Source organism: Oxalobacter formigenes (assembly GCF_002127965.1).
GTDB classification, from domain to species: Bacteria; Pseudomonadota; Gammaproteobacteria; order Burkholderiales; family Burkholderiaceae_D; genus Oxalobacter; species Oxalobacter formigenes.
On the sequence record NZ_CP018787.1, the window covers coordinates 230,494 to 246,580 of the forward strand.

General features: G+C 49.0%; 16 protein-coding genes. 7 read left to right on the forward strand and 9 right to left on the reverse strand.

Features of this window, described 5'->3' with window-relative positions:
- The first annotated feature begins 55 nt into the window (after positions 1-55).
- The 7 genes from icd (at position 56) to BRW83_RS01220 (ending at position 8,179) form a co-directional block, all read left to right on the forward strand.
- Complete coding sequence (gene icd, locus BRW83_RS01190) at positions 56-1,309, forward strand: NADP-dependent isocitrate dehydrogenase (RefSeq protein ID WP_005882301.1); 1,254 nt, start codon at positions 56-58, stop codon at positions 1,307-1,309.
- Between the two features lie 287 nt (positions 1,310-1,596).
- Positions 1,597-2,370, forward strand: coding sequence for a fumarylacetoacetate hydrolase family protein (locus tag BRW83_RS01195; RefSeq protein WP_005882299.1), 774 nt, complete (start codon positions 1,597-1,599; stop codon positions 2,368-2,370).
- A 245-nt stretch (positions 2,371-2,615) separates the two neighbouring features.
- Complete coding sequence (locus BRW83_RS01200) at positions 2,616-3,161, forward strand: Spy/CpxP family protein refolding chaperone (protein WP_005882297.1); 546 nt, start codon at positions 2,616-2,618, stop codon at positions 3,159-3,161.
- Between the two features lie 172 nt (positions 3,162-3,333).
- Positions 3,334-5,049 (forward strand): arginine--tRNA ligase, encoded by a 1,716-nt coding sequence (gene argS, locus BRW83_RS01205; RefSeq protein WP_005882294.1) that lies wholly within the window; start codon positions 3,334-3,336, stop codon positions 5,047-5,049.
- 7 nt (positions 5,050-5,056) lie between these two features.
- Complete coding sequence (locus BRW83_RS01210; protein WP_005882292.1) at positions 5,057-5,665, forward strand: SPOR domain-containing protein; 609 nt, start codon at positions 5,057-5,059, stop codon at positions 5,663-5,665.
- Between the two features lie 5 nt (positions 5,666-5,670).
- Positions 5,671-6,378, forward strand: a complete 708-nt coding sequence (locus BRW83_RS01215; RefSeq protein ID WP_005882290.1) for a thiol:disulfide interchange protein DsbA/DsbL — start codon at positions 5,671-5,673, stop codon at positions 6,376-6,378.
- Positions 6,379-6,610: 232 nt separating this feature from the next.
- Positions 6,611-8,179 carry a DNA methyltransferase family protein gene (locus BRW83_RS01220; RefSeq protein WP_005882289.1) on the forward strand — a complete coding sequence of 523 codons (1,569 nt, stop codon included), beginning with the start codon at positions 6,611-6,613 and terminating at the stop codon, positions 8,177-8,179.
- A gap of 27 nt (positions 8,180-8,206) precedes the next feature.
- On the opposite strand, the gene lipA is transcribed toward BRW83_RS01220, so the two are convergent.
- The 9 genes from lipA to BRW83_RS01265 all read right to left on the reverse strand — a co-directional run bounded on the left by lipA (position 8,207) and on the right by BRW83_RS01265 (position 15,616).
- Positions 8,207-9,181, reverse strand: a complete 975-nt coding sequence (gene lipA / locus BRW83_RS01225; RefSeq protein ID WP_005882287.1) for a lipoyl synthase — start codon at positions 9,179-9,181, stop codon at positions 8,207-8,209.
- Positions 9,182-9,202: 21 nt separating this feature from the next.
- Positions 9,203-9,898 (reverse strand): lipoyl(octanoyl) transferase LipB, encoded by a 696-nt coding sequence (lipB, locus tag BRW83_RS01230; protein ID WP_005882285.1) that lies wholly within the window; start codon positions 9,896-9,898, stop codon positions 9,203-9,205.
- Between the two features lie 20 nt (positions 9,899-9,918).
- A complete protein-coding gene (locus BRW83_RS01235; protein ID WP_005882283.1) occupies positions 9,919-10,191 on the reverse strand; it encodes an HP0495 family protein in 273 nt (90 codons plus the stop codon).
- A 12-nt stretch (positions 10,192-10,203) separates the two neighbouring features.
- Complete coding sequence (locus BRW83_RS01240; protein WP_050757752.1) at positions 10,204-11,349, reverse strand: D-alanyl-D-alanine carboxypeptidase family protein; 1,146 nt, start codon at positions 11,347-11,349, stop codon at positions 10,204-10,206.
- Between the two features lie 44 nt (positions 11,350-11,393).
- On the reverse strand, positions 11,394-12,017 hold the full coding sequence (locus tag BRW83_RS01245; RefSeq protein WP_005882280.1) for an alpha/beta hydrolase: 624 nt from the start codon (positions 12,015-12,017) through the stop codon (positions 11,394-11,396).
- A 161-nt stretch (positions 12,018-12,178) separates the two neighbouring features.
- Positions 12,179-12,778 carry an ABC-type transport auxiliary lipoprotein family protein gene (locus BRW83_RS01250; RefSeq protein WP_036603292.1) on the reverse strand — a complete coding sequence of 200 codons (600 nt, stop codon included), beginning with the start codon at positions 12,776-12,778 and terminating at the stop codon, positions 12,179-12,181.
- A gap of 27 nt (positions 12,779-12,805) precedes the next feature.
- Positions 12,806-13,570, reverse strand: a complete 765-nt coding sequence (locus BRW83_RS01255) for an MlaD family protein (protein ID WP_232451493.1) — start codon at positions 13,568-13,570, stop codon at positions 12,806-12,808.
- A gap of 103 nt (positions 13,571-13,673) precedes the next feature.
- Positions 13,674-14,492: an ABC transporter ATP-binding protein gene (locus tag BRW83_RS01260; RefSeq protein WP_005882277.1), complete on the reverse strand. Its 819-nt coding sequence runs from the start codon at positions 14,490-14,492 to the stop codon at positions 13,674-13,676.
- Positions 14,492-15,616, reverse strand: coding sequence for an MlaE family ABC transporter permease (locus BRW83_RS01265; RefSeq protein WP_005882276.1), 1,125 nt, complete (start codon positions 15,614-15,616; stop codon positions 14,492-14,494). Before BRW83_RS01265 ends, BRW83_RS01260 begins: the two co-directional genes overlap by 1 nt.
- Positions 15,617-16,087: the final 471 nt, after the last annotated feature.

Here is a 16,087-nt window from a genome sequence, read left to right on the forward strand (position 1 = left end):
CGTGTTTATGAATGGTTTTGCTTTATTGTTTTAAAAGATTATTCCGGAGCTTCTGATGTATCAACATATTCAAGTACCCCAGTCCGGTGACAAAATCACGGTCAATCCCGATTTTTCACTGAACGTACCCGACCGTCCAATCATTCCTTTCATCGAAGGCGATGGCATCGGTATCGATGTAACGCCAGTCATGCGCAAGGTTATCGACGCTGCCATTGAAAAAGCCTACGGTGGCAAGCGCAAGATCGAATGGATGGAAGTTTATGCAGGCGAAAAATCCTTGAAAGTTTATGGTGAAAACGTCTGGCTTCCTGACGAAACCCTCGAAGCAATGAAAGACTTCGTCATTTCCATCAAGGGACCGTTGACGACCCCGATCGGTGGCGGCATCCGCTCACTGAACGTCGCGATGAGACAGCGCCTTGACCTTTATGTCTGCCTGCGTCCTGTCCGTTATTTTCAGGGAGTCCCATCACCGTTGCGTGAACCGGAAAAAACCGATATGGTCATTTTCCGTGAAAATACCGAAGACATTTACGCCGGCATCGAATGGGCTGAAGGCTCCCCGGAAGCCAAAAAAGTCATCGATTTCCTGACAAAGGAAATGGGCGTCAGCCAGATCCGTTTCCCGCAAACTTCCGGCATCGGCATCAAGCCGGTTTCCCGTGAAGGTACGGAACGTCTGGTTCGCAAGGCCATTCAATACGCCATCGACAATGACCGTCCATCCGTCACGCTTGTTCACAAGGGCAACATCATGAAATTCACGGAAGGCAGCTTCCGTGACTGGGGTTATGCTCTGGCAAAACGTGAATTCGGCGCCGAACTCATCGGCAAAGGCCCATGGTGCACATTCAAAAATCCGAAAACCGGCAAGGAAATTGTCGTCAAGGACGTGCTGGCTGACGCATTCCTGCAGGAAATCCTGCTGCGCCCTGCCGAATTCAGCGTGCTGGCAACACTGAATCTGAACGGCGATTACGTTTCCGACGCACTGGCTGCACAGGTTGGCGGTATCGGTATCGCACCGGGTGCCAACATTTCCGATTCCGTCGCCATTTTCGAGGCGACTCACGGTACAGCGCCAACGATGGCCGGGCAGAATAACGTCAATCCGGGTTCGCTGATCCTTTCCGCAGAAATGATGCTGCGTCACATCGGCTGGACAGAAGCCGCCGATCTGGTCGTTAACTCTATGCAGAAAGCCATTTCTTCCAGACAGGTCACCATCGATTTCGCCCGCCTGATGAACGATGCCAAACAGGTATCGACTTCTGAATTCGGCGATATCATGATTTCCTTCATGTAATGAAATCAACCGGCCGGAAGGTATTATCCTTCCGGCCTTTTTTATTTCTGTTGCTCTTTTGCGATTTCAGGACTGGCAGACATATTCACTTTCAGTCGCAAAAATAAAAAACTGGTTCATTGTTTATACCAATTTTGAAGCAGTTCGGTTATGATGGTTTTTCTAAACCATTGGTTAATTTAAAACAATAGTCTGGCAAATAACCGGGCGAAGTTGTTCCTGTTTAAGGAATACCATTTTCAGGATGCTGCAAAAAAGCTTCCTGCAATGTTTTTTAAGGAGAGAAGATGAAAACTTGGGTCCGTTTCCAACAAGGCGATGCAGTCAAATTCGGTACACTGGAAGGAGATACCATCAGCGTTTACAGTGGTAACATGTTTGACAATCCAAAAGCTACCGGCGAAACCGTAAAGCGTGCAGATGTCAAACTGATGACGCCTTGTTCACCCAGCAAGATGATCCTGTTGTGGAACAACTTTTACGCCCTTTCAAGCAAACTGGGCGTTGCCATTCCGGAAGAACCTCTTTATCTCCTGAAACCGAGTACTTCCTATATCGCTGACGGCGAAATCGTCAGGAAACCGAATTCCTACGACGGCAAAGTCGTTTACGAAGGCGAACTTGGCATCGTTATCGGCAAACGCTGCAAGGAAGTTTCCGAAGAACAAGCCAAAGACTATATCTTCGGCTATACCTGTTCCAATGACGTTACTGCCGGCCAGCTGATCCAGAAAGATCCTACCTTTGCACAGTGGACCCGCGCAAAAGGCTTCGACACCTTCGGTTCATTCGGCCCCGGCATTGTTTCCGGTATCGATGATCCGGACAAACTGGTTATCAAAACCATTCTGAACGATCAGGAACGCCAGAATTATCCTGTTGCCGACATGATTTTCCGTCCATTCAAACTGGTCAGCATGATCTCCCATGACATGACCCTTGAACCAGGCGACATCATCTCCTGCGGTACTTCCGTCGGCGTCGGTTCCATGAAACCGGGCAGCACAGTTGAAGTTGTTATCGATGGTGTTGGACATCTCGTCAACAAATACGAAGCCTGATCCCCGTATTACGTTCAAACGAACGGCAAACAGTAACAAACTGTTTGCCGTTTTTGTTTTTCCTCTTGCACCCCGGCTTCTTCCTCTTTCTTCCCGCTATCTCACGCCATCTTTCATTAATTTGATCAAAATCAGTCGAAACAAACTGTTACATATTCATTTGCTCAAAACCTTACGCTTAAAAGCATGGCAACGTATACTTCTTCACGTGCACAATTCGTTTAATTCATCCGAAAGGAAAAAGAATGAAAATCTTGAACAAATGCCTGATTGCCGGAATCGCAGCAATCGGATTAAGTGGGGCCATTCTTGGTACATCCGCCATCGCGGCTCCTGCAGACAGTGGCTATGACGGCTGTCCGATGAATATGGGCGGCCCCGGTCCGGGTAACTGCTACGTTGATCAGGATAACCGTGGCTACCATATGGAACGCTGGCATCATTACAGGCAGCAACGCCAGACGGCCCTTCACGATCAGCTGAAATTGAATGCGGATCAGGAAAAGGCATGGAAAAATTATCTGGCTGTCGTCGACGCCAACTACAATTCATGGAAGCCCATTTCACGCGCTGACATTGAAAAAATGACGGCACCCCAACGCATGCAAACCATGCTGGACCGCATGAAAGAACGTGAAGGCAAAATGGCCAACCAACTGGCTGCCCTCAAAACGTTCTATAACAAACTGACTCCGGAACAACAGAAAACCTTCGACAACGAGTCCCTGTTCAATCGTGGTTACCACAGGGGTGGCGGTTACGGTCACAGAGGTGGCCCGGGCCCAAGATAAGCAATCGTATTCATTACTCTCCTTCCTGTAACGCCTGACAAGACTGTCAGGCGTTTTTTTATGGAATAAGGCCCGCAAATCCCCTTTAATTTTGCCGAAACAGTATAATTTCTATTTTCGGCAGAATAAGGCCGAAGCCGTCTTTTACTGATTACAGATTTTCGCCATTTCCATGCTTGCACAACAGAAACAACTCATCTCGGGTTTATTACAGGATGCCGTCAATGCCATCATTGATGGACAAAGTCTCGAAAAACAACCAGTCGTTGCGCTGGAAAGACCACGGGATGCCTCTCACGGAGACATTGCCTGCAATATTGCCATGCAGTTGTCGAAACCCCTGAAAAAAAATCCGCGGGAGATTGCCCAGACAATCCTTTCTTCCTTGATGACCAACCCTCTGCATCAGGGTCTGATTGAATCGGGTGAAATAGCCGGTCCCGGTTTCATCAACCTGCGACTCACTGCATCGGCCAAACAGGATGTCGTGAAAGCGGTTATGGATCAAAAAGACAAATACGGATACAGCAATACCGGTACCGGCAGGAAAGTCATGGTCGAATTCGTTTCTGCCAACCCGACCGGTCCCCTTCATGTCGGCCATGGACGGCAGGGCGCACTGGGTGATTCCATCTCGGCACTCTTTGCTTCACAGGGCTACGATGTCACGCGTGAGTTTTACTATAACGATGCCGGTGTCCAGATCGATAACCTGACCTTGTCGGTTCAGGCCCGTGCAAAAGGATTGAAACCGGGTGAAGAAGGCTGGCCGGAAAGCGCCTATAACGGCGATTACATCGCCGACATTGCCACTGACTTTCTTGCCAAAAAAACGGTCGCGGCCCGCAACTGCGAAACCGTTACGGCATCCGGCGATCCGGACGACCTGAAATCGATCCGTGAATTCGCTGTGGCTTATTTGCGCAACGAACAGGATAACGATCTGAATGCATTCGGCATCCATTTTGACAATTTCTTCCTTGAATCGTCCCTGTATCGCGATGGCAAGGTCAAGGATGCGGTCGATACCCTGACCAAAGAGGGAAAAACATTTGAAAGCGAAGGCGCTCTCTGGTTGAGAACGACCGAATACGGCGACGACAAGGATCGTGTGATGCGCAAAACCGACGGTACTTATACGTATTTTGTGCCGGATGTCGCCTATCACATCAACAAGTTCTCGCGCGGTTTCGACAAGGTCATCAATATTCAGGGCAGCGACCATCACGGTACGGTAGCGCGCGTTCGCGCCGGTTTGCAGGGTGTCAACAAGGGAATACCTAAAGCTTTCCCGGATTATGTCCTGCATAAAATGGTGACCGTCATGAAGGACGGCGCTGAAGTGAAAATTTCCAAACGTGCCGGCTCCTACGTTACCGTTCGTGATCTGATCGAATGGTCCGGTGCAGGTGATGTCGTCCGTGGAAGGGATGCCGTCCGTTTCTTCCTGATATCCCGTAAGGCAGATACGGAATTCGTTTTCGACGTCGATCTGGCACTATCCCAGTCGGATGAAAATCCCGTATATTACGTTCAGTATGCCCATGCACGCATCTGTTCCGTATTTTCGCAATGGGGTGGCGATGAATCCGCTCTCGACAACGTCGATCTGTCGCCGCTGACATCGCCTCATGAATATGCGCTCTTGTCCAAGCTGTCGGATTATCCGGACATCCTGACCAGAGCACAGGAAGAATTAAGTCCTCATCTGGTCGCTTTCTATCTGCGTGAACTGGCTGGTGAACTTCACGGGTATTACAATGCAGAGCGTTTTCTGGTAGAAGACGAAACAGTCAAACTGGCGCGTCTTGCACTTTTGAAAGCAACCCGACAGGTTTTGCGTAACGGTCTGGCCTTGCTGGGCGTTTCCGCACCAACCAAAATGTGATTTCACTATGATGAACTTGAAAAATCAAAAAGGCGGTACATTCCTTGGATTTATCATTGGCCTGATTACCGGACTGGTTATTGCCGTCATCGTGGCCTTGTTGATAACCAGAACACCGATCCCCTTTGCCGGGCGTCAGGATAAACCTGAAAGCGCACCGGTACCTGCGACGGCCACCACACCGGCCACTGACCCGAATCAGGCCCTGTATGGTAAAGATGCCAAACCAGCGACCGATGCAGCGACAGCTCCAGTCACTACGGGTATGAACGGTGCGACGGTGACAACACCGGCGAATAACACTGGCTCTGCTGCTGTGTCGACAGAGGAAAAAGATCCTATCGCTGCCGCCATCAAACAGAAAGAAACGGCGAAAGCGGAAGACAAGTCGGTTTACTGGCTGCAGGCAGGCGCTTTCAAAAACAGAACGGATGCTGAAAACATGCGGGGCAATCTGGCATTGCTCGGGTTTGAATCGTCCATATCTGAAGCGACATCAAACAATGGAAAAGTTTATCGTGTACGCTTGGGACCTTACAAGAGCAGTAATGTAAACAGCGCTCACAGCAAACTGACGCAAAACGGTATTAAAACGACGATAACCCGAACCAAATAAATAAAATGATCAGATTATTTTATCGACTAATCGCCGCCGTACTGGTCGGCATGATGGCAACGGCAGCATTCGCTTCTCCCGCCAATCCACAAAAAAACGTTGATTATCAGGTTCTGAAAGTACCTCAACCAACCAATACCGGCAATAAAATCGAGGTCATCGAATTCTTCGGTTATTTCTGCCCTCATTGCTACGCATTCGATACGACGCTGACCAACTGGGCCCGGAAGCAGAAAAAGAACATTGTTTTCAAACGCGTTGCCGTCAAATTCAGTGAATCGATGGAACCGCACCAGAGAATGTTTTATACCCTGTCGGCCATGGACGAACTGACCAACGAACTTCACCACAAGATTTTTGAAGCGGTACAGGTGCAGCGAGTCAATCTGAGAACGGATGAACAGATTTTCGATTTCGTCGAAAAGCACGGCATCGACCGCAAGAAATTCGCTGAAATGTACAAGTCTTTTTACGTCAAGATGCTGGGCAACAAGGCCGTGGAAATGCAATCCACTTACGAAATCGAAGGCGTTCCCATGATTATTATCGACGGGAAATACCTCACTTCTCCCGCCATCGTCAGCTCCGGAAACCAGATGGACCTGACCGAACAGGAAATGCATGTCCAGACCCTGAAGGTAATGGATGCCCTCGTCGCCAAAGCCCAAAAGGAAAAAGCGGTATCCAGAAAAGGATCCAAAAAAGCGAAGTAATAAATACCTGAACCGAACAGGATGAACGGCTCTTGCATTGTCAAAGGGCCGTTTTTTTATAGCCGTTTCGTGCCCGGTAACCCATCAGGGATTCGTGTCCGATGCAAATCCGTTTTTCTTTCATCAATGTTTAGTACAATCGACGTTTATATATTGTTTTTTGAGTACTCAACCGATTAAACTTGTGGTTTCGACCAGTTCGTCCAACTTTCTTTTTTTATGAGATAAATCGATGGAAAACACAGACAACAAACCGGTAACTTCTCTTTTCCATACTGGCATTCTTGAGAACGAATTAAATTCTCCGTCCAGCGTGCCTCCTTCAAAAACGGTTCTGGAAGCATGGATAAAAGGGCTTGATGAACTCAGGAAAAAAGACAGCTCCGCCCAATGTTCGGCATTCGCTTTTAGCATTCTCGAAAAACTGCTGGGATATGACGCCAGTACACTTGAACTGAACACGTCGCCTGACCGTTTTTTCGATATATTCATTAAAAATACCGCCAAAGATGAAACAGGCGCTGCCGTGAAGATCATTGACGGTTTCGGCATCTCTTCCGCACAGGAAAAGACTTTCCTTGAAAAAGCATGGAAAAACGAGGAAGTCTCAAAAAGCGGGTTTTATCTGATGACCAACCTGAACGAAATCCGTCTTTATCCCGCTTCCCGCAAAGAAAAAAGCTTTGAACGTTTCAACCTCACCGACCTTTTGGAAGACGATGCCGCGTTCAAACGTTTCTACCTGCTGATGAATGCCGACAATCTTATGTCGGGCAAAACGGCAAAATGGCTTCATGAAAGTGCCGTAAAGTTGCTGCAGGAAAAATTGACAGGGACTTATCCGACCCTGAAAGAAATGTACGGCCCTGTTTATCAGGGTATTACCACCGGGCTGGACGAAGCTTTCATTGTCGATGAAGCGACCAAAACAAAACTGGTTGAAGAAGATCCCCGTTCTGCCGATATCCTGAAACCATTTGCAGATAAACAGGATATCGAAAAATGGGCAACGGAAAGCCGCTCGCTCTGGCTGATCTATACCCCCGCAAATCTATACAATATCGACGACTATCCGGCCATCAAAAAACATCTGGAATCATTCAGGGATAAACTGGAAAAACGCTCTGGTACCCAGAAATGGTATGAGCTTCAGCATGCCGGCGCCCATCCGGAAAAAATGTTCGGCCAAAAGCTCGGTTTTGCGAAAGAATCGGTCAATTCGACTTTTTCTGTCGATAAATCCGGAGACGTTTTCGGACAGGGCGGTTTTTACACGACCGAATCCGATTACTATCTCGTCGCCTTGTTGAACTCATCCCTGTTCTGGTATCTGATCAGGCAGAGCTCAGCCAAAAAAGAAGATGGCGTCTATGAATTGACCGCCACACAGATTGAAAACCTGCCGATTCCGGATGCGCCCGGCCTGATCCGCGGAAGAATGGGACAGCTCTCCGATTACTGCCAGGACACGGTTCTGACCCGCAACGATCTGGTCAAACATTTCCGGGGCATGACGGCATATAACCTGTTGCCGGATGGCCTGTCTTCCAAACTGACCCAGAAACTTCATAACTGGTTCGCGCATGAATTCGATGCCTTCCGCTCCGAAATCAACACATCCTTCAATACGGATATTGCGGCAGACGATTTGCAGTTATGGAACGATTATTTTTATCAGGAAAGAAAAAAAGTATTCGACCTGAATGCCGACATCGCTCATGCCGAATATGAAATCGACCACGTCGTTTACGAACTTTTCGGCGTCACAAGAGATGAGATCGACCTGATCGAAAGACTCTGATATCAATGGACCGTTGGAGTGAGGGTTTTACTTCACTTCAACGCCTCTGGCCTGCAAATCTGCATGGTAACTCGAGCGAACCATCGGACCGATGGCGGCATGTACAAAACCCATCCTTGTGGCAAGCTGCCGCCATTTGTCAAACGTCGAAAGATCGACATACCGCAAAACCGGCAAATGGCTGGAAGAGGGCATCAGATACTGTCCAATCGTCAGCATGGAAACCCCGTGTTTTCTCAGGTCTTCCATGACCTCGATAATTTCCTCATCCGTTTCTCCAAGTCCGACCATCAGCCCTGACTTTGTCGGGACATTGGGGCACCTTTCACCAAAGGCTTTCAGCAGATTCAGGGACATCGAATAATCGGCCCCGGGTCGAGCCTGCAGGTACAAACGCGGAACCGTTTCAAGATTATGGTTGAAAACATCAGGCGGGTTCTGGCAAAGCGCGTCAAGTGCCCTGTCCACTTTCCCCCGGAAATCTGGCGTCAGTATTTCAACCCGGGTATTCGGGGAATGCAGTTTGATTGCCCTGATGCATTCCCCGAAATGGGAAGCCCCTCCATCGCGCAAATCATCCCGGTTGACTGAAGTGACAACGACGTAAGACAGGCCCAGAGCCGATATGGTTTTGGCGAGTCGCAGAGGTTCTTTTTCATCGAGCGGATCAGGACGGCCATGTGCAACGTCACAAAAAGGACAGCGACGTGTACACCTGTCGCCCATCACCATGAAAGCGGCTGTCCCGTTCCCGTAACATTCTCCCCGGTTCGGACAACTCGCTTCATCACAAACCGTTACGAGTTCCTGTTCCTTCAACAGGTTTTTAACTTCATGAAAATGGGATGAATACGAACCGGCCTTTACCCGAATCCATCCCGGTTTGGGCAATTTTTCAGCGGGCTGGATCTTTATGGGAATGCGCGCTGTTTTCAGCGCTCCTTTTTGTCTGTGAATGTCGCCATTCGACGGGACTTTCGTTCCTGAATCTTTTTCAGACATTATCCTGACTCCATCCGTTTTTTATTGTTCCCGCGTCAAATCCAGCCTGGTGGCCAAGGCATCGACCAGTTCGGACTGAATGTCTTCAAGACAGCAATCGATACCAAGCGATTTCATATCAGTGACGCTCAATCCCGCATATCCGCACGGATCGATCCATGTAAAGGGTTCAAGATCCATGGCAACATTCAATGCCATTCCATGATAAACGGTCCCGTTGCTTTTGACCTTCAGGCCCAGCGCCGCAATCTTGGCGCCCTGATGGATGCCATACTCCGGCAGCTGCGGAATGTAAATGCCCGGCGCTCCGGCACGTCGTTCACCAATGATATTATGGCTAGCCAGTACATCGATGATGGCCGCTTCAATTCTGAAAACCAGCTCGCGCACGAGCAATTTATCTTTAAAGCGCCGGCGCAAATCAATGAGGGGATAAACAACCGCCTGCCCCGGACCGTGATAAGTGACTTCACCACCCCGGTCTGTCTGGACAACAGGTAACTGATGGGCATTCAGGATATGGGACATGTCGGCCGCCTGACCGAGGGTAAAAACAGGCTCATGCTCCACAACCCATATTTCATCCGGTGTTTGCCTGTTACGACACACGGTAAACTCGCGCATTTTCTGAAAAACAGCTTCATACGCCATGCGACCGAGCCGTTTGACAATCAACGGGACAGCGGCAGTCTTATCGTTCACACAGGCGTTTTCCATGAATGCCCGAACCTTGTCACTTAAAGGACAATCTTCACCATCGGATGGGAAGACAAGGCTCTGTACAGGTTATCGAGTTGCTCCCGGCTGGTTGCCTTGACCGTCGCCGTCAGGGAAAGATAGTTACCCTGCGAAGACAAACGCATACCAAGCGTGGTGGCATCGAAAAGAGGATCGTGCAAACGAATGACGTCTGTCATTGTCTGGGCAAAATCGTCTCTTTTTTCTCCCATGATCTTGATCGGGAAATCACAGGGATATTGGATGGGATCTTCATTGCAACCGCAGCTCATAATGGACTCCTTCTATTTAAACCATAACCGGATAGTATCCCAGATTATGCCCAGAAAACTGGCTACATTGATCTGCTCCAGCGCAAGCACAGGCAGCTCGGCAATGACTTTATCACCAACGAGTATCTTCAGTACACCCACCTGTGATCCTTCATTAATTGGGGCGATCAGTGGATCGTTTCGTTCCAGCACCGTTTTAAGCCGGGATATTTCCCCTTTCGGGACCGATACATAGGTATCGACATTAAACCCGATATCGACATCCCCGCTTGATCCTTTCCATACTTCTGGCGATGCGACAACCTGATTTTTTTCATACAACCTGATCGTATCGAAGTTCTGGAATCCCCAGTTCAACAGCTTCAGACTTTCCTGCGCCCGGGCCTGATCAGATACGGCACCGACGACAACGGACAGCATACGGCGTTCCCCCAGAATACTGTCGCGTCGGGCAGAAACGACCATACTATCCCTCACACCGGCAGAAGCCACAAGGCCATCTACCGTTGGATCGACCCACAAAAGCCGGTTGGGATTGCGCTGGGTGATTTTGTTATAAGTGAATTCCCGCGTGGAAAAACCGGAATAATAATCAGGGTAGTCACGCATCAGATTGACTGCCAGTACCGACAAGTCATTCGGTGTTGAATAGCTGTCCTTATCGGCCGTTTCGTATGGATGCGTAAAATTTGTCGATTTCATCCCCAGACGAACCGCTTCCCGATTCATCAGGTCAACGAATGACTTTTCGTCTCCGGAAACGGCCAATGCGAGTGTCAGCGCAGCATCCTCGCTCCCCTGAACAATCAGCCCGTCAAGCAGTTGCTGTATCGTCACTGAACTGCCCGGCTGAAGGAACATTCTGGGACCGCCCGATTCCATTGCACCGATTTCATCACTGACAGAAACAGTCTTGTCCAGATTCAGCTTTCCATCCTTTATCGCGCCAAAAACAAGATAAGCCGTCATCAGGCGGGCAGGCGTCCCGGCCCTGATACGTTCCTGACTGTTACTGGACGCCAGAACCTGATTGCTGACGACATCGATCAGCAGCCACGATCTCGATGTGAGTGTCGGGGCAGCTACACCGGCGGCATGGACGTTAAAGAGAAAACACCAGAAAAACAGGAATAAAACGACGAACTTGCTTTTTTTCATGAAAATATAGTGAGAATCGGTACCCGATCCTTGCAGCTTTCGGCTCAATGATGGAAAACGGTGGTGATGATATTACGAATATGGTGCAGTTTATGATTGAAAAGATGATCGGCACCAGCCACAACCACAACGGACAAATCCTGCGGTCGCGCCCAGTTGAACACATCCGGCAAGGGAACGACTTCATCCAGTTCGCCATGAATCAGCAATGTATCGGCAGGAACGGAATCGACGGCCCACTTTCCGGCTGTGGCACTTACAAATACCATTCGTTCCGGTGGTTGGCCTTCCGCTGCGAGTTTCTGTCGCAATCTGGACTGGACGTAAGTTCCAAATGAAAAACCGCCAAGAACGACAGGCAAGCCGGGATATTGTTTTTTGATATGGTCGAGAAGAACGGCCATATCGTCGGTTTCACCATTCCCGAAATCGTGCGAGCCTTCAGAAGCGCCAACTCCCCGGAAATTCATGCGTACAGCGATATAGCCCAGCGCGACAAACGTTCTCGCAATCATCTGGACCACTTTATTGCTCATTGTTCCGCCATAAAGCGGATGAGGGTGAGCGATCAAGACAATGCCCGACGGATCTGCTTTTGGCAAATCCAGCGCACACTCCAGTTTTCCGGCTGCTCCGGTAACAAAAAATAATTGAGTGTCTGCATTCATAAAATCACCTCGGTCAGCTTGATTTGCACATTGAACGACTTTTCCTTAAATAAGGAAAAGTCGCCTCATGTTAATAATTACTGTCTGTCTTGTAAACAGAACCAGACAGGCAGACTGACAAACAATTGAAATTCACCCCGGCAGCATTTTGTCGGGTGGCACTATCTGGAAGCCACCATCCAGTTCAGGATATCGCCGATAACGGCATCGGTCGCCTGAGCCATGGCACGGACTCCACCGGCAGCATCTGCCGTCGTTGCCGGAATGTCGCGTGTAAAACTTTTTTGCGCGATCAGGTCTTTTCCCCTGAACAGGGACGCTCTCAGGGAGACATGACCGACACTGGCAGAAGGACTCGTAAAATGCTGGCCGAAATCCTCGATATAAACCCGAACGGTCAGGGTAGGCGACGTGGTTCTGAATCCCGTAACGGTACTGCCGGCTGAAGCAAGATAGGAATCGAGCCGGTTCTTGAAGAGTTTCGCAGGATTGGTATTCCAGCTGCTTTCCGTGTAAAACCGTACCTGTTGGTCGTTAACGTAATTCAGGCGGTAATACATCAGATTTTCGCTCATCCATTCCGGCGAATGGACTCTCGTCCTGATCACAGGCATGTCATCCGGCAATTGAACAAGGCCATTCGTTTTCAACGGTCCGAAATCGTACAGGGTTGCAGGCGGTCTGCCATCGCCGAGAGCGCATGCACCCAGCAGGAAGACACTTAATATGGCGGCGACGAAAAGTCTGAACTGTTTTGACATCACGAGTCCCTTACTCAGGTAAATATACTAATTTCCGCTAGCGCTGAATCCGGGTTCACCTGGTCCCGGAGCAGGTCCCCTGGCGCCGAATAACAAGCCTGACGGTCTTTGTTTATATTGCTGCAAAACCTTATTGACGTTATAGAGCGTCGTTTTGGCATCTTCCGCAAGTGAATCCAGACGCTGTACCGTATCGCTGTCGACGTCACTTTCCATCAAAGCATTCGCTTTCTGTGTCAACGCTTTTACATCCTGAGATGCTTCGTTAATGGAAATAATCGTTTTTCTGGCCTCCATCGCGGTTTCAGGAAGCTGGCTGACTGTCGGTTCAAGCTGCTTTCCGACTTTTTCCCATGCCGCCGCGGCCTTGCTGATATTTTCAAACGTCCGGACCATCGTTTCCCGATTCTTTTCATCGAACAGGACGGTCAACTGGGTTGAAACACTCTGAACCTGTTTCAGGATATCCAGACCTCTCTGCTGCAATTCATTCAGCAAACTGGAGCGCATCTCGACGTGCGCAGGATTTTCTGCCGATGTCACCAGCCGTTTGTCGCTGGTCTCGTCATCATTCAGTTCAATGGAAGCGATACCCGTTACCCCCTGATAACTCAGGGTAGCAAAGGTCGATTCCGTCATTGGCGTATCTTCCTTGACTTCGAAATAAATCAGGATTTCACCGGGATCATCTTTGTTAAAACCGATATTGGTGACTTTACCGACATCCAGACCGCGAAACCGGACGGTTGCCTGCGGGTTCAATCCCGGGATCGACAAATTGGTCGCAATCATATATGGCTGCTTGACCGTTCTGTCCATATTGAGAAACCAGACGATCAACAAGGCTGCCGCTACCAGGCAAACTGTAAATAATCCTGCTATAAACGCATGAGATTTATTTTCCATCATTCCCTCTTATACCAATTTCGGCACTCAATTCCGGCAATGCCTCTATAACCTTGCTGCCCCGTTTACCCAAAAAGAAATCCTCGATAAACGGATGTCTGACTTTCAATACCTCTTCAGGAGGCCCGCTTGCGACGACCTTTTTATCGGCCAATACCGCTATTTGAGTAGATAACTCCAAAATAGTGTCCAGATCATGCGAAACCATGACGACGGTCAGCCCCAACTCATCATGCAAACCCTGGATGAGTTCCACAAAACTGTCGGACAGGGCCGGATCCAGTCCAGCCGTCGGTTCATCAAGAAAAAGCAGATCCGGTTCCAGCGACAGGGCACGGGCCAGTGCAACCCTTTTGACCATTCCCCCGGACAAGTCTGACGGCATCTTGATGGCGTCATTCGGAGTCAAGCCTGCCATCTGGAGCTTCAATAACACTGCCTCTTCAATCAATGATTCAGGCAACCCCCTCAATTCGCGCAATGGCAAAGCCACATTGTCGAAAACGGACAGGGCGGAAAATAAAGCTCCCTGCTGAAACAGGACACCCCATTTGTCATCAAGCTTTCTCATGGTGGCAGCGTCCGCTTTTTCGATATCGATGCCCAATACTTTCACCGTCCCGCGTGCCGGTTTCTGGAGACCGAGTATTTCCCGCAAAAGCGTCGTTTTTCCTGACCCCGACCCTCCCACAATGGAAACGATTTCACCTCGCCTGATCGTCAAATCCAGATCCTTGTGAACGACATGACTTCCGAACTGTGTCCACAATCCACGAATCTCGATGGCGATTTCTTCTTTTGTCTTCATCAGAATCCCACTCCCTGAAGAACAATGGCGAAAATGGCATCGGCCAGAATGACAACGGTAATGGAAGTCACCACGGAACGAGTCGTGCCTTCACCCAGACTTTCAGTATTGGGCTTGATTTTCAGGCCATAATAACAAGCGATCAACGCTATCAGAATACCGAACACATAACCTTTTCCAACCCCTATCCAGAAATTGGCGATCGGAACCGCATCTGGCAAAGAAGCCAGAAAATATGACATGGACAAGCCGATCTCGTAACTGCCTGCCAGCATCCCACCCAAAAGGGCAATCACGTCCGTCCAGATAACCAGAAGCGGCATGACAATAGACAGGGCGATGACTTTAGGCATGATCAGGCGGAATCCCTGCGGCAACCCCATGACCTGCATGGCACTCAACTCTTCTGTCACTCGCATGACCCCAAGCTGGGCCGTCATGGAAGACCCGGACCGACCAGCTACCAGGATGGCCGCGAGCAATGGTCCCAGTTCACGAAGAACGCTGATCCCCAATAAATTGACCAGAAAAACGTCACCGCCGAACATATGCAGCTGCTGTGCCGAAAGATAGGATAAAACGACACCGATCAGGAAACCGACTACGGCGGTAATTCCCAGAGCCTGTGCACCGGCGTGATAAATATTGGCGGAAATTTCCGTCCAGGGGCCCCGGCGGGGCGCTTTGGCAAAATTGACAATATCGATCATCAACTGTCCGACGAGCGCGACCATACCGGAAAAATGTTCTGAAACCTTGTGGACAATATTGCGGAAACGTTGCCATGGCCAGAGAAAAGGTTTGGTCGTGTCCGGCAGTTTCAGTTGGCCTGCCTGTTCCAGACGGGCAAAAAACCTTCCCTGTTCTTCGGTAAGGGCCAGATTGGCAGGCCTTTTTTCGCCCCAGCTTTCCCATAAGAACTGGGCGCTGATGTAATCCAGCTCCCGTATACGGGTCAGATCCCAGACAATACCGGTTTTGCCTGAATAGCTATGGATTGTCGATTTCAGGCGATTGATCGTTCCTGCCGATGCCAAAACCTCGACACGCCAACAGCCCCTAGCAACCACTTTGCTAGCGTCAATCAGGTCCAGTCTGGGAGAATTGTCCTTATCAGTCGGCATTGAAATAAATTATGAGATTAAATGTCCGGCAGAAGATTTTAACTTAAGCAAGTTGCACAGATCATTTATTAATAAATAACATAATAACTTTATTAAACACGAATAAGGTTAAAACAAGAATAACGTTCACATCGTACTATGTTATTTATCATATTTTTAACACTATACCGTTCCTTGGCATTGCACGAAAGAAACATTTGACCCTGTTTGCATTCTTTCAAATTTGAAAACAACAATTCATCGACTCCGATTCACAGAAAATCCGCAATGGATTCGATTCCTTTACTACAGGCTTCCTGTATACAAGCTGCCACGAGAAAATGCAAAGCAAATGCGAGGACTTCTTTTCCTGATTCATTCATGAGCTTTTCGCTGGTATTGCACCTTCCATTACCAGAATATCAAGACAAAACAATATCCCGGTTTTGTTAAAATGGCTGAACGATGTTTTAAAGGATAATAAAAACTGGC